Raw genomic sequence first — 20,096 nt, 5'->3', positions numbered from 1 at the left:
GCTTTTATAGCATAATGGTCGCGCAAGCGGAGAGCATGCTATAATAGCAGGAAGGACTATGGAGCAGAATGGAGCAACGCGCAATGAAGAGGTTTAAAAAGTTTTATGTGGAAATTACGAGCATCTGCAATCTGGCCTGTACCTTCTGTCCCCAGACACAGCGGGCGAAAGGCTTTATCCAGGTCGAGGATTTTGAGAAGCGGCTGGAGCAGATTAAACCGTTTACGGACTATATTTATTTTCATCTCAAAGGCGAGCCGCTGCTGCATCCGAAAATTGACGAGCTGCTGGATCTGAGCCAAAAGCACGGCTTCAAAGTCAATTTGACGTCAAACGGGACGCTGCTTCATAAAGTGAAAGAGAAAATTTTGACAAAGCCTGCGCTGCGCCAAATGAATTTCTCTTTGCATAGCTTTGACGGACACATTGGCTCGACGAATAAGGAAGGTTATGTTCGAAGCGTATTGGATTTTGCACGTGAGGCGGTTGAGCGGACAAATATGATCATTTCGCTGCGCCTTTGGAATTTGCATACCGACAATGCGACGAATGCGGAGCGCCAGCGCAATCGCGACGTTTTGGCGATGATTGAACAGCAATTTGGACTGGATTACTTCATTGAGGAGCGGGTTGCGCCCGGTAAAGGACTGAAAATTGCTGATCGTATTTACTTGAATCAGGATCATGAATTTGAATGGCCGGATTTGAAGGCGGAAGAGGATGACGGCAAAGGCTTCTGCTACGGGCTGCGCAATCAGGCAGGCATTTTGGTCGATGGAACGGTCGTTCCATGCTGCCTCGACGGTGAAGGCGTCATTGATCTGGGGAACATTAATGATAAACCGTTCTCGGACATTATTGAGGATGATCGGGCGATTAAGCTGGTCGAAGGTTTCTCCCGCAGGGAAGCGGTCGAGGAGCTATGCCGGAAATGCGGCTATCGCAAGCGCTTCGGAGCTGGGGCATAAGAAGATACGGGTCGAATGCAGCCCAATGCAGCACGATGGAGCTTGTACGGCGCATGCGAACGTGAGCGTGATAAACGTCAAACAGAAAAACCGGAATCCTTGATTGAAGGAGACCGGTTTTTTCCACGTTCAGCCATAGACTAGGGGAGTATTAAACGAATGAGCAACATACTTATAATCAAAAATGACTATCCATGCATTGTTTTTATTAGTTATAATTATTACTATTGAGGACTTGAACGGTGGCGTTTAGGCTAGACATAGCCCCAAAATAAAACGACTTGGAGCTGAAATTTTGAACAATCCATGGCAAGAAATTAAACTGGATATATATGAAAACCACATGAAGTCTGATGCTGTATTTCAATTACAAACTTTAAATCAAATCACAAAAGAGCAGTTTGAAAGTTATGGGCACGAAATCGTTGGTATCCTTGGAGTTGCTGGGGGAAATGGACTAGACGTGATTGATTTACATACTACTAAAAAAATATATGGTTTTGACATAAACAAAGATTACTTGAATGCTTGTCAAAAAAGATATTCTTATATGGGGAATACGCTTGAGCTAGTGCATTGTGATATTTGTGATCCTACATTTACATTACCAAAAACAGATTTATTAATCGCAAATTTAATTATTGAGTATGTTGGAGATGCTTCATTTGTTTCCCTAATCAATCAGAACAGAAATCAAGTAGAAGTTGTTTCTTGCACGATTCAAAAAAATCAAGCTGACAGCTTTGTAAGTCAATCCAATTAGATATCAGCCTTTGATCCATTACTTTCAATTGCACATGATGTAGATGCAAAAAAAATCATTAGACTGGATTTCAAAAAATCATAAGAAATATAATGCAATTCGATTATAATAAGAAGTTAGTTTTAATCACTAGATAGGGGAATGTGAGCCATGATAAAAAAAGTATTTAATATAACGGTATTATCAACAATAGTAGTCACCCTTTCTGCTTGTTCGGTTTTAAAGGATGCTGAACCATTAACAAGCGAACAAGCCCAAGCCTATACAAATGCTACCGCAAATAAGTATCAGACGATTTTCAAAGGTAGGGGACAGACTGTTGTCTTTGCTAATGGAACATCCCTTCATTATGAAATTGCCGAAGATCATATAGACTCCATGGGTGGCGAAAACGACGGCGATTGGGTAGTCAAAGAGTCCGCGGAACAGCTCATTGCAAGTGTCAATGGGGAAAAAATCAATATTACGGATGCTCTTGAGGAAAAAGGCTATTTTTACTATGGCTATCGGGACGATGCTGACATCCTGCATAGACTATATATCGTTAGAAATGCAGGCGGCACCAAGGATTATGCAGAACGCTGGTATTCCCAAGCTGAGTGGCTACCTGAGCTTGGCATGAGTGGAGGTTCAAGGGGACTCAGCGGACCTTTGGCCATGGCCATTGGGTCTGCCGAACTAGATGTGAACGATGATAATGCTGAGCTTGATACTGCGCTACAAAAGCATTTAAAGCATTATTGGAATGAATATGGGGAAGAATCGTTTTAACCCATGCTATTTAAAAGGAAGCCTTGTTATGCTAAAGGCGAACGTTAGTTCAGCGATCCAGGAGCAGTTTGCCACAGCGGCAGCTGCTCCTGCTGTTATTAAGCTAAAGGCAGAATCCTTCCAATATTTGTAGAAGTATGAATGAACAGAAAGAGTTTTTCAGGGGAAGGGATGAATATGGTCGCTCCTTTTTCATACCCGCTTATTGTACACCCTCATTGCAAAGAAATAGGCTATGAGCAAAATCCCGACGCACCACGCAAGAGCGATCCACATATCATTGCCCACCGGTTGCCCTGACAGTAGTGCACGGATGGCTTCCACTATCGAGGTCACCGGTTGTTTTTCGGCAAAGGCACGAACGACCGCAGGCATCGACTCGGTAGGTACAAACGCCGAGCTGATAAACGGCAGGAAGATAATCGGGTAGGAAAAGGCGCTTGCGCCGTCCACCGACTTTGCTGACAGCCCTGCAATTGCCGCGACCCAAGTTAATGCCAACGTAAACAGAGCAAGTATGCCAACTACTGCAAGCCATGACAGTGGCCCCGCGGACGAACGAAAGCCCATAACGAGCGCTACAAGTATGATGACGACAATCGATAGGGCGTTGGATACCAGCGAGGTCAGCACATGTCCCCACAATAAGGTGGAACGTGAAATGGGCATAGAGTGAAACCGCTCGAATATACCGCGTTGCACATCGGTAAAAAGGCGGAAAGCCGTGTAGGATATACCGCTAGCAATAGCAATGAGTAGGATGCCAGGCAACAAGTAATTCACATAGTTATCCGTTCCGGTTTCAATTGCACCGCCGAAGACATAGACGAACAGCAACAACAAAGCGATCGGCATGATGGTAACCGAGATAATGGTGTCCATACTGCGGAAAATATGGCGCATGGAACGTCCAAGCATAACGCTCAGATCGCTGACAAAGTGCTTCTTTACCGTCTCCATTTATTTTCCCTCCTTGTTGCCGACGATTGCGAGGAATATCTCCTCTAATGTCGGCTGTTTTTCAACATATTCCACCTTTGTCGATGGAAACAGCATTTTCAGCTCCGAAAGCGTGCCGTTGGCAATAATTCTACCCTCGTGCAAAATGGCAATTCGGTCGGCAAGCTGCTCAGCTTCTTCCAAATACTGCGTGGTCAGGAGTACCGTCGTGCCACCGTCGGCAAGCTCCTTGACAATCTTCCAAACCTCGATACGCGACTCGGGATCAAGTCCAGTGGTCGGCTCGTCGAGGAAAATAATCTGTGGTTTTCCCACAAGGCTGAGGGCGATGTCGAGCCTGCGGCGCATACCGCCCGAATAAGTAGACACCTTGCGGTCAGCGGCGTCTGTCAGGACGAAGCGTTTAAGCAAATCGTCCGCAACCTGGCGCGGATTTTTGAGGTATCGCAGCTTGGCAATCATAATAAGATTTTCTCGTCCGGTTAAAATTTCGTCCACGGCGGCAAATTGCCCGGTCAGACTGATCGCCTGCCGCACATGGTCGGGTTCTGTAGCAACATCGAATCCGTTTACGTAGGCGGTTCCGCTGTCTTTTTTGAGCAGCGTGGTGAGAATTTTGACAACGGTTGTTTTGCCCGCCCCGTTGGAGCCGAGCAGGGCGAAAATACTGCCCTTTTCCACCTCGAAATCTACGCCCTTTAGGACTTGCAGCTGCTTGTAGGACTTTTGCAGGCCAATCACTTGAATCGACTTGTGCTGCATATTTTTCCCTCCTTATATAACCGTAACTTTAGACAAATCAGCATCCATGCCTTTAAGGGCAGCATAGGTCAGCTTATCCATCGTCGCGCCTTCAAAGCAGATGGTTTTGATCGCACGGTAATATTTCTTGGACAAAGAAAAGCCAGAAAGGAACGAAACATTTTTGAGTATCGCTCCTTTAAACGAAACCTCATTCAGCGCCGACTTGTCAAACTTGACGCCTATGAAGGTCTGCTCGTCAAATCGCACCCCTCGCAAATCCGAATATTTGAAGTCCACTCCGTTAAAGGTACATCTTTCAAAGATTGTTTTTCTAAGGTCGGTCATCGTTAACTGGACGTCAGTTAGCTTCACATCAATGAATTTTGCTCCGTCCAGACCCGACTTGCTGATGTTGGTACGTACAAGGATGGACTTGTGGAAGCTTGAATCCTTAAGGTCAATGGCAGAGAGGTTGCAGTCAGTGAGATTGGCATGGTCAAAAATAGCTTCACCCACATCGCTGCTCGCAAATGTGCTGCCCGTCAAGTCAGCACCCGTAAAGTCGGTACCACGTAACGCACTCGCAGCAAATTTTCCTTTATGCGCGTTAACGCCCGCAAGATCGCTCTTGGGCAGATAACTCGCACTAAAATTCGTCACCACTTGCCGTTCCAGCGAGCGGGAGAGGTTAGCGACCTCCAGTATAGTTTGTTCGATGTCGCCGATGCTCTCAATGGTCATATGAAACGCGGTTGCATCATCTTTGCCCTCGGTTTTGAGTTCGGAATACCGCTCCTGCAAATCGGAGTGCAGGTCCGCCTTTAATTCGCTGACGCTTTTTACCCCATCGTAGGGCGTAAATACACCGTTCAAATAGTTCGTCAATTTCTGATTCATCTCATCAAATCTCCTTTATAATAAATTTTCTAGCACGCGCTTCGAATACTCCCAATTGCTTTTGTTGCGGGCGTAAGTCTCCTTGCCCTTGTCGGTAATCCGAAAATACTTGCGCCGTCCTCCCTGAGATTCATCGCCCCAATACCACTCGATATCGCCGTCTGTTTCAAGCCGCCGGACGCTGGAGTACATCGTGGCTTCCTTTAATTCATACTCGCCGCCCGAGCGCTCTGCGATCAGTTTGACAATTTCGTACCCATAGCGGTCAGCTTCGGATAGGAGCCGTAAAATCATCGTATCGGTATGTCCGCGCAGCAGGTCGGATGTAATTTTGCTCTCGCTCATGTAATCACCTCCGCATTTTTATAATACGACACACTACTGTGACTGTCAAGGTAGTATTTCAAGTGAGATACTTTGTTTGAAAAGAAATATTTTTCGCTGAAGGAGTAAGTCGTGGAGAGGCTTCTGTGGATAATGAACAAAAATATACCGATGCCTACTCCGACTTATACATCGGTGTAGACATCGGTATGAAAGAACGAAGGAACATATAGAAGTTTGCGCAATATGGGAATAGAACAGTCATGAAGAGAATTTAAAAAATGAAAACCGAAGCTTAAGCTTATGCGTGCGACGAGACCAGTATATGCCCGTATGCCCGGAGAAAAGGTAGCTGATGATGCAGCCCAGCAGCAAATAAGGAAAGGCCTCGATGCCAAATAGCTCCATGCCCATTATGGCAGCGGCGAGCGGGGTATTGGTGGAACTGCCAAATACAGCAACGAAGCCAATGCCCGCAAGCAGGGGCACAGATACAGACAGCAGGCCGCCAAGCGCACTGCCTAGTGCAGAACCGATGACGAACAGCGGCGTTACTTCGCCGCCCTGAAATCCAGCGCCAAGCGTAACGGCGGTGAACAGGATTTTCAATAGAAAAGCGAATGGAGATAATGCTTCTTGAAAGGCTTGTTCCATTAGTGGGAGCCCAAGGCCAACATAATCTCGCGTCCCTACGGCGTAGACGAGCAAAATGATAAGCAGACCACCGATGAAGCTTTTGAAAGCTGGATTCGGGATATAATGGTTGAATACCGCTTTGAGCTTATGTGTAAGTACGACGAATAGCCGCGCCGTTAAACCGAACAATACCGAAGCGAGCACAATAGCGAGCAGCAGCTTTATATTGAAGCCTGGCAGGCTGCCGATGGCATAATGGCTATGATGCGTGCCTAACCCAAGGGCGACGGCGTGTCCAGTAAAGCCGGCCGCCAAAGCGGGCAGCAGCAGCCAGTAGGGGACGAGGCCTATTGCGAGCAGCTCTAAGCTGAATATGGCGCCAGCAAGCGGGGTGCCGAAGACGGAACCGAAGCCGCCGCTTATACCGCAGATAAGCAGCATCTTTCGCTCTAGCCCACCGAGCCGACAAAGGCATCCGATATAGCTAGCCATACTGCCGCCCATTTGCACGGCTGTCCCTTCACGTCCGGCTGAACCACCGAATAGATGGGTGATCATCGTACCGAAAAGAACGAGCGGTGCCATGCGCAGCGGCACTCCGCCATCTTCTGCATGCAGCTGCTCCAGCACAAGGTTATTCCCTTTGCCAGCATCTCCGCCTAGCTTCATATACAGATAGCTGACCAAAGCTCCACCTAGTGGAAGAAGCCAGAGCAGCCATGGATGCGCCAGCCGCTGATACGTTGCTGCATCCAAAAGCGCCAGCAGCAGCGCAGAAGCAGCTCCCGTGAGTAGCCCAGTGGAGCCAGCAATGCCTAGCCAAATAAGGAGAATGCGTATTTGCTGCTTCATGAATTATAATGCCCCTGACATGATAAGTTGATATTTAAGTCTATATCCCTTTTTCGGATGAGTCAATGAATGGAGGGCTTCACCATACATCAAATAATTGTACGTCATACAATTATTCATTTGAAGCCATACAAGAGCTCTTGATACAATGCTCATATATGGAGCATAAATGAAGGAAGGTTGATGAATATGAAATATTATGTCATTGATGCGTTTGCCAATCACCTTTTTGAAGGGAATCCAGCTGGTGTTTGCATTATGGATGCGTGGCTGCCGGATGAGCTCATGCAGAAGATTGCTATCGAGAACAATTTGTCCGAAACGGCGTTTGCGGTAAAGATTGCGGATGATGGTTACCATTTAAGGTGGTTCACACCAGGCGGGGAAATTGATTTGTGTGGCCATGCAACGCTGGCAGCAGCTTATGTGCTTGCGAACTTTTATGATACAGCTCTTATGCGTATTCGTTTCACAACACTCAGCGGCGACTTAATCGTTGTAAGGGACGGTGAGCTGTACGAATTGGATTTCCCGAACAAAATGCCCAAGCCCCATACGCTCACACAGCAGATGGTTGAAGCGCTCGGAATGATGCCCGTAGAAACGTATCTTGATCGCGATTTAATGTTTGTGCTGGAATCGGAGTCTGATGTCAGAAGCCTGAACCCGGATTTCACTAAACTCACCGCGCTGCCAGAAGGACTCGGTGTGCTGGTTACTGCTAAAAGTGAGCAGTACGATTTCGTATCCCGGTGCTTTTTTCCAAAATTAAAAGTGGATGAAGATCCTGTATGTGGATCAGCCCATTGCAATTTTATCCCATATTGGGCTGAGCGTCTGAGCAAGCAGGAAATGACGGCAAGACAGGTTTCTAAAAGGGGAGGCACCTTGTACTGCAAGCTTGCTGGTGATCGCGTGAAGATAAGCGGCCGAGCTGTATTGTATTCAATTGCTGACCTCTTTGTCGATTAAGATGATGAATATGGAGAAACGGGCATAGCTAGAGTTTATAAAAAATTTCACTATTCAACTGTAGCCGTTAATGCCTATACTAGTGGCTATAAACAGAAATGGATAGGAAGAGGAGAATGGCATTGATGAGCCCATTGCAAATACAATTGAACCGGGAATACATACTGGAATTTTTGAATCGCTTGCTTCAAACGCCAAGCCCTAGCGGCTACTGCATGGCGATTATGAGGCTGCTGGAGGAGGAAGCTCGCAAGCATGGCTTTGAGCTGGAGCTGACACCGAAAGGCAATGGAATCATTACGATTCCGGGAACAGGAAATTGTACAGCGGGCACGCTTGCGTTAACCGCCCATGTGGATACGCTTGGCGCGATGGTGCGAGCGATTAAGCCAAGTGGCATGCTGCGCTTTACGCCCATTGGCGGTTATGCCATGCATACAGTGGAAGGCGAATATTGCCTCGTTCATACGCGCGATGGCCGCCAGTATGAAGGAACCGTGCTGTCGACGAAAACGTCTGTCCATGTGTATCCAGAGGCACGGGACTGGAAGCGCAGCGAGGAAAACATGGAAATACGCCTGGATGCGGATACGACGTCTAAAGAGGAGACGAAACGGCTTGGCATCGAGGTCGGCGATATTATTTCATGGGACCCGCGCACAAAAATAATGGACAATGGCTGGGTAAAATCACGGCATTTGGATGATAAAGCTAGTGTCGCTGCCTTGTTCGGGCTGCTGGAGTGGTTTGGACGGGAAGGGAAGCGTCCGGAGCGCACGCTTAAGCTGATTTTTTCCACGTATGAAGAGGTAGGACATGGCAACGCCTATATGCCGCCGGATGTGACAGAGCTGATCGCGATTGATATGGGCGCTTTAGGCGATGATTTATCCGCAAGCGAGCGGGATGTATCCATTTGTGCCAAAGATTCCTCTGGCCCATATGATTATGCGATGACCTCGAAGCTGATCGAGCTGGCAAAGGCTTCAGGCATTTCCTATGCGGTCGATATTTATCCGCAATATGGCTCGGACGCATCGGCTGCGCTGAGAGGAGGCAGCAATATTCGGGCTGCGCTAATTGGGCCGGGTGTGCATGCTTCGCATGCCATGGAACGGACGCATGCAGATGCGATTATAAACACGGCAGTATTGTTATTATCCTACATAAGTGAGGGATATTCATGGACAACGAAATCAAGCTAAAGCTGGACACGCAGCAGTTGGGACAGATTGCCCAGCATCATTTCGGCAGGGAGCTTGCGCATTCGCGCGAGCTTACCGATGGCTGGGCCAATACGGCGTATCAACTGACGCTTGTGGACGGCTTCCAGGCGGTTGTAAAGGTAGCTCCTACGGCGGTTGGGGCGCTCATGCGCTATGAGCAAGAGATGATGAAAACCGAGGTAGAGGTTATGAGGCTCGTGTCTCAGGATCACCGCATTCCAGTTCCCGAAGTATACGCTTATGACCAATCACGGTCGCTTGTACCGACTGATTATTTTATTATGCAGTGGCTGGAAGGAGAGGCTTATAACAAAGTGAAGGAAAGCTTTACCCAAGAAGAGCGCGAGCAAATTGAGCTTCAGTTGGGCGAGTACAATGCCTATATTAACGAAATCAGCGGGGAAAAGTTCGGTTATTATCCGCTTAACGAGGCTTTTGCTAGTTGGACGGATGCTTTTTGGGCGATGCTGCATGGCGTGCTTGATGACGCAACGGATGCGGGCGTTACACTTCCGGCAGAGCGCTTGGTCATTGAACAGGAGGTAAAGGAGCGCTTGCCTTATCTGGATGCGGTGACTAAACCAAAGCTGCTGCACTGGGATTTGTGGGATGGTAATATTTTTATTAAGGATAAGCAAATTTGCGGCATTATTGACTTTGAACGGGCGATGTGGGGCGATCCGCTGATGGAGCATTATTTTAGCCATTTTAACTTGTCGGAGACGTTTTTACAGGGCTACGGTCGTGGAGCGCTGACGGCTGAGGAGCAAATAAGACGCAGTTTATATGATTTATATTTGGATCTCATTTTATTAATTGAATGCGCTTTCCGCAAATATAGCGACCAAACGCATCTGGAGTGGGCAAGAGACAATGCAGCTGAAGGCTGGGAGCGGTTTATGAAGCTGAAATAGCTGAAAAAATAAGAAGAAGAGCCGGGCAAGTAAACGAAAAGCTTGTAAAATGCTTGCTTTTCGTTTACTTGGCCCGGCTCTTTTGTGCAATCAGCGTCCGGAGAGCTGCTGCTCCGCAATTTGAATAAGACGGCGGGTAATGGATCCTCCGATGGAGCCCATATCACGCGTGGTCATATGTCCATAATAACCATCCTGCGGCAATTGAATGCCAAGCTCCTGTGCAACCTCAAACTTCATTTGCTCAAGCGCTGCACGCGCCTGTGGTACAACCAGCTGATTCGAACCTCTAGGCATAAGGGTGACCTCCTCAAGTAATGAGCAGCAGCATTTTTATAAGAAACCAAGCTTTCCTTGGACAAGGTGAAACGGCTTTCGCCATCCTTTGGCGGCGCAGCGCGTTTCATTCCGAGAAATATAGAGAAAGGATGGGAAAATCATATGCTTTCCTATATTTCAAGGTGAAACGGCTTTCGCCGCCCTTTGGCGGTGCAGCGCGTTTCATTCCGAGAAATATAGAGAAAGGATAACGTTAGGATATCCTTTCCTATATTTTAAAGAAAAATGGCTTCCAAGCGCTGGCTTATTGCTATTATGTGGAGGAATGTATCCGATTATTCACTAATTTATCCTGAATTTACCGCCGTTCAGCTGAACCGTTCCATGCTAAAATGATAGGACGGCAAGGGGGAATCGGCATGTTTAAGCGACCGATGCTGATGACGGCATGTAATCAGCCTTTTGATAACGAGCAATTTTTATTTGAGCCGCTCATTGATGGGCAGCGCTTGCTGCTTTCTTTTATTAATAGGAAGGCGCGTTTGTTCACAAAGCATGGGTATGAGGTTACTCGGCAATATCCAGAGCTGCTCAAGCTGCCGCTGTCCCGGCCCGTGGACGTCGTGCTTGATGGAGAGCTTGCTTATATGAACCCAGACACGCGGCGACTAGAATTTGCTCCGCTCATTGACCGATATAAGATGACGAAGGAAGCACGCATTCGCGAAGGTGCGATAAAATGGCCTGTTCGCTATTATGTGTTTGATTTGCTTTATTATGACGGAGTAGACTTGCGCAGCAAGCCGCTGCTGGAGCGGAAGAAGCTGCTGCAAGCGCTGCTTGAAGATAATGGATTTTTTATGAAGCTGCCATATGTAACCGGATGCGGCACACAGTTATGGGGTCGAATTGCCGCTTACGAGCTGGAGGGCATGGCTGGAAAAAGAAGCGAGAGCCAATACCTCGCTGGGCGGAGCGCCCATTGGCTGAAAATGACGAATGCGGCGTATTCCCGCATACATATGGACGCGAATACTGTGCTGCATGGCTCTGATTAAGAGCTATGCAGCCTTTTTTATGGGGCAGAGCCGATTTTTTGTTTGGCTTTGACCCGTTTACACGCAAAGTAATCAATAGCATAGGAAAGCAGCAGGCCAATGCTGTATCTGACTAAATCAATACCGCTGAAGCCTTGTCCTAGCACAAGCCCTCCGAGCGTCGTATGGCGCACATTTCTAATCCAGTCGGCCTGATACAGCTGGCTGAATTCAATGCCGTAGCTGAAGGCTGTGCTGCAAGCAAGCGAAAGGAGTAGGGGACGCCTGACCTGCAGCATGCGGAAGCCAAAGTAAACCATGCTGGCCCATAAAATATCGCCAAAATGGGCGACGACGAAGGACGGCAGCTGGCTGGCGAAATATCGCGAGCTAAAGCCGAGCGCCATCGCAAGGAGGAAGGCTGCCGCATAATAAATGATTGGTTTAAGCATCGTTTGTGCTCCTTTACTTACTCTATCCTTATTTGAATCCATGCATTTGCTTAAACTCTCCAGGCGTACAGCCTACATAAGCTTTGAACAAGGTATTAAAATACGTCGGATTTTCAAACCCTACTAGGCGGGCGATTTCATACAGCTTCATGCCGCCGCCGCGAGTGAGCAGTTCCTTGCCTTTATTGATACGCTCTTTGTTGACATATTCTATTGGACGAAGCTTGAACGTCTTTTTGAAAAGCAGGCATAGATGCTGCGGCGTTACATGAAGCAGCTCCGCCAGCTCGGGCAATGTAATCGGGCGATGCAGGTTCGCCTCGATATAACGCAGCACAGGATGAAGCCGCTCATTCATTTGCTGCGTGGCAAGACTGCCTTCGGCAAGCTGCTGGCGCAGCCCAAGCAGCACGCTATAAATTTGCTTGGAGCCGAGCATGCCAAGGCCTGGTTCCTTCTCCCGCATAAGGCGCAGCATATCGCTCATCATCTCTAATACAGGGCGCGAGTCGTTAATCGTATAAATGCCAGGGCGGGTCAGGCCTGCCAGCTGGTTCAGCGATTCGGCGAGCGGCCCGTCATACGTAAACCAATAGGCTTCCCAAGGCTCTTTGACCGCATAATAGCTGTGGGTAAGTCTTGGAGGGAGAAGGAAGCCGTCTCCCTGCTTGACGAGATACCGCTCTTGCTCGATAATAAGCTCGCCTTCGCCTGAGACGACCTGCGTCCATTGGTAATCGGGAAAGCCCTCCGGGCGACGAATACCCTCCTGATGGTCCCAATGTCCCACACCGGTTACATAGACGGGCAGCTGATAATCCGTCGTCGTCAGCGTCGTATAAATAATTTCATTCACGGGCAGCATCCCTTCTTAGTTGCTAATATTCAAATCTTTAAGTAAAATACGAAAATAGTTTAATGATCTTTACTTTTCTAGCTTTTATAATGTGAATATTATAACTAAACTTATACTGAGTTGAAAGAGGTGCCTTAAGTGTCGAAGAGCAAATTTACGTATCAGGCTCCAGCTAACGGATATCCAGAGTGGAATAACAACCCTACCATTTTTGAGCTTAATCGGTTGGATGCACATGCAACCCGTATTTCCTATACAAGCGTAGAGGAAGCGCTTCAAGGCGAGCGCACAGGCTCCGAGCGTTATGTTTCGCTCAATGGCGATTGGAAGTTTTCCTTTGCGGAAAATGCGGAAGCACGCATCGCGGATTTTTATAAATTGGATTATGACTGCAGCAGTTGGGCTTCGATTCCTGTGCCGAGCCACTGGCAGCTTCAAGGGTATGATTACCCGCAATATACGAATGTGACTTACCCATGGGTGGGCAAGGAGGATATTAAGCCGCCTTTCGCTCCAGTTAAATATAATCCGGTCGGCTCCTATGCGACGACTTTTACCGTTCCTGAAGGCTGGGATGGTCAGCCTGTGTTTATCAGCTTCCAAGGTGTGGAATCTGCCTTCTACGTTTGGGTAAACGGTGATCTTGTCGGCTATAGCGAGGATACATTTACGCCGGCGGATTTTGATTTGACGCCTTATTTGCAAGAAGGCGAAAACAAGCTGGCGGTGGAAGTATACCGCTGGTGTGACGCAAGCTGGTTGGAGGATCAAGACTTTTGGCGGATGAGCGGTATTTTCCGTGAGGTGTATTTGTATACGGCGCCTCAGGTCCATATTTATGACTTCTTCGCTAAGGCAGCACTGGATACAAATTATGAAGATGGCGAGCTGACGGTAGAGGTAAAGGTACGTTTCGAGGAGGAAGCCTCTGAGCAGCAAACAGCTGTAGAAGCGATGCTGTATGATGCCTCCGGCGAGCCGGTTTGGCAGCAGCCGCTAAGCGGCGCGGCGATTCGTCAGGAGAAGGGCGAAACCGTTGCAGCATTAGCGCTGAACACAAAGGTTGCGCAGCCGCTCAAATGGAGTGCTGAGGAGCCGCATTTATATACGCTTGTGCTGTCGCTGAAAGATGCAGCGGGCAAGCTGACAGAAGCCGTTAGCTGCAAAGTCGGTTTCCGCACGTTTGAAATTAAAGACGGCTTGATGCAAATTAACGGTCAGCGCATTCTTTTTAAAGGTGTCAATCGCCATGAGTTTTCCTGCGACACTGGACGTGCGCTCAGCTACGAGGATATGGTTACCGATATTAAGCTAATGAAATCGCATAATGTCAATGCCGTGCGTACTTCGCATTATCCGAACCATCCGCTGTGGTATGATCTGTGCGATGAATATGGGCTTTATGTCATTGACGAAGTCAATCTTGAAACGCATGGCTCATGGACATATGGGCAAAAAGAGGTTGGAGACGCCGTACCTGGAAACTTCCCGGAATGGACGGCAAATGTACTGGACCGCAGCCGCTCCATGCTCGAACGCGATAAAAACCATCCATCAATCGTTATTTGGTCGCTTGGCAATGAATCGTTTGGCGGGGATAATTTCCTGAAAATGGCCGACTATTTCCGTAAGACAGATCCGTCCCGCATTGTGCATTACGAGGGCGTTTTCCATTGTCGCGAAAGCGAAGCGGCTTCGGATATTGAGAGCCATATGTACACAAGTCCAGAAGGTGTAGAAGCCTATGCCAAAAATAATCCGCAAAAGCCGTTTATTATTTGCGAATACAGCCATGCAATGGGCAATTCATGCGGCGGCTTGCATAAATATTGGGAGCTGTTTGACCAGTATCCGATCCTGCAAGGCGCTTTCATCTGGGATTGGATCGATCAGGCTATTCGCACGCAAACACCGGATGGCATTACGTACATGGCCTACGGCGGCGATTATGGCGATAGCCCGAACGATGGCAACTTCTGTGGAAATGGTCTGATTTTTGCCGATCGCTCGGTTTCGCCTAAGCTGCATGAAGTGAAGGCCTGCTACCAAAACATCAAAATTCATAGCCCGAACTGGGAATCTGGAACGGTGCGTGTCGACAATAAAAATCTGTTCGTATCGCTGGATGCGTATGAGCTGCACTGGAAGCTGAACAGCAACGGCATTATTATGCAAAAAGGCGTGCTGACCGTAGATATCGCAGCGGGTGACTCTGCCGAGCTGGCCATTCCGTTCCAGATGCCAACAGAAGCAGGTCTGAATGAAGAAATTACGCTTACGGTAAGAGCTGTGCTTAAGGAAGCTACGCCATGGGCGGAGCAAGGACATGAGGTGGCCTTCGGTCAATTTATTGCGCCTGCACTGCCTGTATCGCCAGTTGCTGTAGAGATTGCATCGCCGCAGTATGGTGCAATAGCGGTTGAAGCTGTATCTAATGGCGTTCTTGTGTTAACGGGAGAAGGCTTTGACATTCGCTTCAATCAGGCGAGCGGCGAGCTGGAGTCCTACCAAATCGGCGGCTCTGAGCTGCTGTCTTCGCCGATTGTCCCGAATTTCTGGCGTGCGTACACGGATAATGACCGCGGAAATGGACATGTCGAGCGCTGTGCGCCTTGGCAGGCTGCTTCGAAGGAGCGCCAATTGATCCGCTTCAGCTGGGAAGCACTTGGAGACCGCGTTAAAGTAAGATCGCAATACCGTTTAAGCGCTGCAGCTGAAACACGCTGCGAGCTGGCATATACGATATATGGCGATGGACTGGTTGAAGCTGAGCTGCTGCTGCAGCCAGGTGAAGGACTTCCTGAAATACCAGAAATCGGCCTGCTTTTCACAATGAATGAAACGTTTGATTCTATTGCCTGGTATGGCAATGGCCCTCATGAATCGTATTGGGACCGTCAAACAAGCGCGCGTCTTGGCCGTTATGGCGGCAAGGTGAAGGATCAGCTTATGCCTTACATCCGTCCGCAGGAGTGCGGCAACAAAACCGAAGTGCGCTTCGCAGCTGTAACCGATGCAAACGGAAGCGGCATTTCGCTTCAAGGAGAGCCGCGCTTCGAGTTGAATGTGCTGCCTTATACAGCCGATGAGCTGGAAGGGCATGATCATCCTTACAAGCTGCCAGTGAGCGATAAAACCGTCGTTCGCGTCAATTACCGTCAAATGGGCGTGGGTGGAGACGACAGCTGGGGAGCACGGGTTCATCAGGAATATACGCTTCCAGCGAATCGAGACTATCGTTTCCGTGTCTCGCTGCGCGGACAATAATCGAGGGGTCCCGCCAACATTTTAACGAAAATATACGCTAAGCCTTCGGATATGACCGGCTTAGCGTTTTTTCTTACTCTAAGCTAAAAAAGTAAGCGTCAAATAGCCCCCACCAATTCAAGGAGGTGATGTACGCGAGAGTAAGGGAACTGCTAACTCCGGAATAAAGGCTGCAATATTTGCAAATACCGCCTGATCTCGGCGAGTGGTCATACAACTTCACCAAATCCATCGATGGATTACATACACGATTATCGAATATATATTGTTTACTGATCGTTCCCGATATGTTACTATAATTTTGGGAGGGAATTTATATGGCTAGAAGTAAAGAGTTTGAAGTGAACGAAGTATTGGATAAAGCAATGAAGATATTCTGGGAACAAGGTTACGAGAAGACATCGATGAGTGACCTTGTTGAGCATATGGGCATTCACCGCAGAAGTTTATATGATACATTTGACGATAAACATTCGCTGTTTCTGCAGACTATGGATCGTTACTGCGGCAAAGTTAACGCCACATTGCTCGCAGAAGTCAAAACGTCCAAGACTGCAGTGGAAGCTCTGCATAAAGTTTTTGGTTTTATGATCAGCGAATCAGAGGGTATGCCATCTGGTTGCTTAATCGTGAATTCGGCGGTAGAACTGGCCGCACGTGATACGGACGTGGATACAAGGTCTATTGAATCATTCACAGTGGGAGAGCAGATGTTCGAGCAGATTATTCTTTGGGGACAGCGGGATGGAGAGTTCTCCTCTGATCACGATGCCAAAGAAATGGCAGAATACCTGCATAATATATCTGTCGGTATAAGAGCAATGGCAAGAACATCGATTGATAAAAGAAAATTAAAGAGAATTGTGAATGTATCAACGAAACTTTTGCAAGGATAATCTTTTTTTACACTTACTAGAATGTTCATTCCCATGTAGCTTGGTTGTCCCTTTAAAGAAGTTAACCTCCCTGTTGAACCATCGAAGCACAGTACATTCTCCTCTTTAGAATGTTAGTTCTAAAAATGGCATCAATGAGGAGCAAATGAATAGCACTTGTAACAAGCGCCGCAAACAAAGGGAATGGTTCGACGTAACCAGGACCTTCGGTGGAAATAAATTTTACTAAATTGTGATCAATTCACACACTTACAATAAAAGGTGGATTTAAGATAAAAAAAACTGTACTTATTACTGGCGCTTCAGGTGGAATTGGAAAAGAGTTAGCAGATCGTTTTGCTAAAGATGGTAACAACATGGTTCTCGTGGCAAGAAGCGAGGCTAAGCTAATAGAATTGGCAAAAGGATATAGGGAAAGATACGGTGTTCACGTTAAGGTATTTGCAAAGGATGTATCGTTGCCTGGTGTGGCCGAAGAAATTTCTGCCGATCTTAAAAAGGAAGGAATCAATGTCGACTATCTGGTCAATAATGCGGGCTTTGGCTTGTATGGGTCATTCTTGGAAACAGATTTGGAACAAGAAATGAATATGATTGATGTCAATATCAAAGCTTTAACGATTATGACGAAGTTGTTCTTACCGGACATGGTTAAGCGGCGCCAAGGGGGCGTAATGAATGTGGCTTCGGTAGCAGCTTTTTACCCGGGGCCATTAATGGCAGTATACTTCGCTACGAAGGCATATGTTCTTTCATTCACAGAAGCGCTTGAGAATGAACTGACTGGAACGGGTGTGACTGTCACGGTTTTATGCCCCGGCCCAACGGCAACTGGTTTCGTAGACCGTTCAGATGTAGGATCATCCAAATTGTACCAAAGCGGTGTGATGGAAGTCGGAATGGTGGCAGATGAGGCGTATCGCGATTTCTTGCGTGGCAAGACACTCATCATCCCAGGTGCAATTCATCGGTTCATTACATCTCTACCTCGGTTTTTACCTCGGAAAATAATGACGGGTCAAATAAGAGCACGTACAGAACATGTAGATCGTTGATCTAGATCACTAGACAATGGATCAATAGGGTCTGTTAAGGTACATCTAATTTGTTTTGTTCACCATATTCGACGGGAATAACGATATAGGATTTTATATATTTATAAATCTAGTGTATCAGAACAAAAGTTTAGAGTTATTGGTCGCTAAAAAATCTATTAAATCTATTGCAAATACATTAAAATTCTCAGCAATTACAGGAGCGGATCAGCAATGGTTCTCTGAAGTCTGGTTTCCAAAAGCAGAAGAAGCTGGGTTGAAATATATGGCTTTAATTACGCCAGAAAAGGCAGTAGCTAGATCCATTTTAAAACGACTTGATTCTGAGCTTAAGGGAAGTTATACAACTAAAAACTTTGATTCTATGGAAGGAGCAGTCGACTGGTTAGCTAAAAGAATTTAAGGTTCAGGGAATAATATGAGGAGTGAAAAAAATCTTTACCGAACGTTCTCATTATGCTATAGTAATTTCAGAATGAGAGGAAAACAAAGTTCAGAGAATATGATTTCTGAGAGTAGGCCATAGGCTTTATAAATATTTTTTTGGGATAACTAGAATCATTGTTCTCAAAACGATGGGCAGAAGCAAAACCCTGGTTCATTTAAACGAGAAAGCAATAGATACTATAGTTATAAACTAAGGAGGATAAGAAAATGAAATTAACAGGCAACACGATTTTTATCACAGGCGGCGGTTCAGGAATTGGACGAGGGCTAGCAGAGGCATTTCACAAACTTGGAAACAAAGTTATTATCTCAGGACGGAGTAAAGAGCGTCTAGAGGAGACCATTCAAGCGAACCCTGGCATGTCTGCAGTGGAGCTGAATATACAAGACCCCGCAAGCGTAAACTCAGTTGCCCAGCACTTAATGAAGGAATACCCAGATCTTAATGTATTGTTTAACAACGCCGGTATGTATACGCCTGAAGATCCGTCGGGGTTGGTTGACGAAGATATACTGGTTCAAACAGTCACCACCAACCTGCTTGGTCCAATCCGTATGGCGGCTGCATTGCAGGAACATTTGAAATCCAAAAAAGAAGCTTATATCATCAATACGACTTCAATACTCGGATTCGTACCCGTGGCGCAGGGGGCTGTATATTCTGCGACAAAAGCAGCGCTTCATTCCTATACACTCACCCAGCGCTACATTCTGAAAGACACATCGGTGAAAGTACTGGAGATTGCGCCGCCATTGGTTCAAACACAAATGATCAATTACGATCCCAATGCGATGCCACTTACAGCATTCATTGAAGAAACGATGAAGGTACTTGGTACAGATACGAATGAAGTTCTGGTGGAGTCAGCGAAAATGTATCGTAACAATCCGGGCCCGAACGAGAGCGTTCTTGTAAACCAAGTTAACGATATGCTGTCTGGTCAGTAATTTACTTGTATGGTAAAGCACGCAGATGTATACAATGAAGGCGTGCACAAAAATTCAAGAACGATAATTCTAAAAACAAAGGAGAAATAAAAAATGAATATTTCAAAACAAGTTGCTATTGTCAGTGGTTCAAATCGTGGTTTAGGTAAACAATTGGCTCTTGAGCTTCTAGCAAGAGGAGCCAAAGTATACGCTGGAGCAAGAAACCCAGCATCAGTCGATCTGCCAGGTGCTATTCCGCTGCAGCTCGATATTACTGATCCGAAATCCGTCATGGCAGCGGCCGAGGTAGCTGGGGATGCAACCCTTCTGATCAACAATGCTGGTACCGCAACGGGTGCTTCCCTTTTCGCAGGTGAACTGGAAGATATTCATGTTGAATTCAACACCAATGTTTTCGGCACAATTTCAATGGTTCGTGCTTTTGCACCCGTTATTGAAAAAAATGGAGGAGGCTCGATCCTGAATATCCTATCTGCATTATCTTGGTTCAATACCGGTGATTCAGGCGCGTATTCAGCAGCAAAATCTGCTCAATGGGGAGCAACAAATGCATTACGCTTGGAGTTAGCCCCTAAAAACATTAAGGTTGCCGGATTGCACGTAGCGTTCATGGACACGGATCTGACAGCTGGTATCGAAGCACCTAAGGCTAGTCCAAAGGAAATCGCCAAGATCGCGATTGATGGAATCGAAGCTGATCTATACGAGATTATTGCTGATGATACGAGCCGGAATTTACAACAAGGCCTTGCCGGAGGAGTACCTTCCCTATACCCGCAATTGTTTCAATAGAATTTTCAAGTAGTAAAGTAATGCTTAGGAGGGATAC

21 protein-coding genes are annotated in these 20,096 nt (G+C 47.0%); 13 read left to right on the top strand and 8 right to left on the bottom strand.

Annotation, left to right across the window (positions count from 1 at the left end; translation table 11 throughout):
* Positions 1-83 precede the first annotated feature (83 nt).
* The 3 genes from AC6B99_RS12835 (at position 84) to AC6B99_RS12825 (ending at position 2,502) form a co-directional block, all read left to right on the top strand.
* Positions 84-968 carry a radical SAM/SPASM domain-containing protein gene (locus tag AC6B99_RS12835; RefSeq protein WP_099520280.1) on the top strand — a complete coding sequence of 295 codons (885 nt, stop codon included), beginning with the start codon at positions 84-86 and terminating at the stop codon, positions 966-968.
* Between the two features lie 295 nt (positions 969-1,263).
* On the top strand, positions 1,264-1,731 hold the full coding sequence (locus AC6B99_RS12830; protein WP_494879165.1) for a methyltransferase domain-containing protein: 468 nt from the start codon (positions 1,264-1,266) through the stop codon (positions 1,729-1,731).
* Positions 1,732-1,881: 150 nt separating this feature from the next.
* Complete coding sequence (locus AC6B99_RS12825) at positions 1,882-2,502, top strand: hypothetical protein (RefSeq protein ID WP_496663483.1); 621 nt, start codon at positions 1,882-1,884, stop codon at positions 2,500-2,502.
* A gap of 192 nt (positions 2,503-2,694) precedes the next feature.
* Here AC6B99_RS12825 and AC6B99_RS12820 read toward each other — a convergent pair whose 3' ends face one another.
* From AC6B99_RS12820 to AC6B99_RS12800, 5 genes are all read right to left on the bottom strand, one after another.
* Positions 2,695-3,462 carry an ABC transporter permease gene (locus AC6B99_RS12820; RefSeq protein ID WP_496663482.1) on the bottom strand — a complete coding sequence of 256 codons (768 nt, stop codon included), beginning with the start codon at positions 3,460-3,462 and terminating at the stop codon, positions 2,695-2,697.
* The gene (locus AC6B99_RS12815) at positions 3,463-4,224 is read right to left on the bottom strand and encodes an ATP-binding cassette domain-containing protein (RefSeq protein ID WP_494879167.1); all 762 of its coding nucleotides are present in this window, start codon (positions 4,222-4,224) and stop codon (positions 3,463-3,465) included.
* Between the two features lie 12 nt (positions 4,225-4,236).
* A complete protein-coding gene (locus AC6B99_RS12810; protein ID WP_056040558.1) occupies positions 4,237-5,103 on the bottom strand; it encodes a pentapeptide repeat-containing protein in 867 nt (288 codons plus the stop codon).
* A 15-nt stretch (positions 5,104-5,118) separates the two neighbouring features.
* The gene (locus tag AC6B99_RS12805; RefSeq protein WP_056040557.1) at positions 5,119-5,448 is read right to left on the bottom strand and encodes a PadR family transcriptional regulator; all 330 of its coding nucleotides are present in this window, start codon (positions 5,446-5,448) and stop codon (positions 5,119-5,121) included.
* 240 nt (positions 5,449-5,688) lie between these two features.
* On the bottom strand, positions 5,689-6,915 hold the full coding sequence (locus AC6B99_RS12800) for a chloride channel protein (RefSeq protein WP_496663481.1): 1,227 nt from the start codon (positions 6,913-6,915) through the stop codon (positions 5,689-5,691).
* 189 nt (positions 6,916-7,104) lie between these two features.
* Between AC6B99_RS12800 and AC6B99_RS12795 the strand changes: the two genes are divergently transcribed.
* The 3 genes from AC6B99_RS12795 to AC6B99_RS12785 all read left to right on the top strand — a co-directional run bounded on the left by AC6B99_RS12795 (position 7,105) and on the right by AC6B99_RS12785 (position 10,027).
* Positions 7,105-7,887 (top strand): PhzF family phenazine biosynthesis isomerase, encoded by a 783-nt coding sequence (locus AC6B99_RS12795; RefSeq protein WP_494860705.1) that lies wholly within the window; start codon positions 7,105-7,107, stop codon positions 7,885-7,887.
* A gap of 134 nt (positions 7,888-8,021) precedes the next feature.
* Positions 8,022-9,092, top strand: coding sequence for a M42 family metallopeptidase (locus tag AC6B99_RS12790; protein ID WP_056040845.1), 1,071 nt, complete (start codon positions 8,022-8,024; stop codon positions 9,090-9,092).
* Positions 9,071-10,027 (top strand): phosphotransferase, encoded by a 957-nt coding sequence (locus AC6B99_RS12785; RefSeq protein WP_494860222.1) that lies wholly within the window; start codon positions 9,071-9,073, stop codon positions 10,025-10,027. The genes AC6B99_RS12790 and AC6B99_RS12785 overlap by 22 nt, the downstream gene beginning before the upstream one ends.
* A gap of 90 nt (positions 10,028-10,117) precedes the next feature.
* Here AC6B99_RS12785 and AC6B99_RS12780 read toward each other — a convergent pair whose 3' ends face one another.
* Positions 10,118-10,324 (bottom strand): alpha/beta-type small acid-soluble spore protein, encoded by a 207-nt coding sequence (locus AC6B99_RS12780; protein WP_056040551.1) that lies wholly within the window; start codon positions 10,322-10,324, stop codon positions 10,118-10,120.
* 401 nt (positions 10,325-10,725) lie between these two features.
* Between AC6B99_RS12780 and AC6B99_RS12775 the strand changes: the two genes are divergently transcribed.
* Positions 10,726-11,364, top strand: coding sequence for an ATP-dependent DNA ligase (locus tag AC6B99_RS12775; RefSeq protein ID WP_056040547.1), 639 nt, complete (start codon positions 10,726-10,728; stop codon positions 11,362-11,364).
* A gap of 17 nt (positions 11,365-11,381) precedes the next feature.
* Here the strand turns inward: AC6B99_RS12775 and AC6B99_RS12770 are convergent, their stop codons facing one another.
* Complete coding sequence (locus AC6B99_RS12770; protein WP_496663480.1) at positions 11,382-11,795, bottom strand: ribosomal maturation YjgA family protein; 414 nt, start codon at positions 11,793-11,795, stop codon at positions 11,382-11,384.
* A gap of 28 nt (positions 11,796-11,823) precedes the next feature.
* The gene (locus AC6B99_RS12765; RefSeq protein WP_496663479.1) at positions 11,824-12,651 is read right to left on the bottom strand and encodes an AraC family transcriptional regulator; all 828 of its coding nucleotides are present in this window, start codon (positions 12,649-12,651) and stop codon (positions 11,824-11,826) included.
* Positions 12,652-12,789: 138 nt separating this feature from the next.
* Here AC6B99_RS12765 and lacZ point away from each other — a divergent pair, with 138 nt between their 5' ends.
* From lacZ to AC6B99_RS12735, 6 genes are all read left to right on the top strand, one after another.
* On the top strand, positions 12,790-15,918 hold the full coding sequence (gene lacZ / locus AC6B99_RS12760; RefSeq protein ID WP_496663478.1) for a beta-galactosidase, LacZ type: 3,129 nt from the start codon (positions 12,790-12,792) through the stop codon (positions 15,916-15,918).
* Between the two features lie 317 nt (positions 15,919-16,235).
* Positions 16,236-16,814, top strand: coding sequence for a TetR/AcrR family transcriptional regulator (locus tag AC6B99_RS12755; protein ID WP_056040538.1), 579 nt, complete (start codon positions 16,236-16,238; stop codon positions 16,812-16,814).
* A gap of 272 nt (positions 16,815-17,086) precedes the next feature.
* Complete coding sequence (locus tag AC6B99_RS12750; protein ID WP_494860708.1) at positions 17,087-17,869, top strand: SDR family NAD(P)-dependent oxidoreductase; 783 nt, start codon at positions 17,087-17,089, stop codon at positions 17,867-17,869.
* A gap of 139 nt (positions 17,870-18,008) precedes the next feature.
* Complete coding sequence (locus AC6B99_RS12745) at positions 18,009-18,272, top strand: hypothetical protein (protein WP_496663477.1); 264 nt, start codon at positions 18,009-18,011, stop codon at positions 18,270-18,272.
* Between the two features lie 251 nt (positions 18,273-18,523).
* Positions 18,524-19,264 carry an SDR family NAD(P)-dependent oxidoreductase gene (locus tag AC6B99_RS12740; RefSeq protein ID WP_494879172.1) on the top strand — a complete coding sequence of 247 codons (741 nt, stop codon included), beginning with the start codon at positions 18,524-18,526 and terminating at the stop codon, positions 19,262-19,264.
* Between the two features lie 93 nt (positions 19,265-19,357).
* Positions 19,358-20,059 carry an SDR family oxidoreductase gene (locus tag AC6B99_RS12735; RefSeq protein WP_056040528.1) on the top strand — a complete coding sequence of 234 codons (702 nt, stop codon included), beginning with the start codon at positions 19,358-19,360 and terminating at the stop codon, positions 20,057-20,059.
* Positions 20,060-20,096 lie beyond the last annotated feature (37 nt).

This window comes from Paenibacillus liaoningensis, from assembly GCF_059609455.1.
Note: the sequence above shows the minus strand (reverse complement) of the source record. Positions and strands in the feature narration are given on the sequence as shown.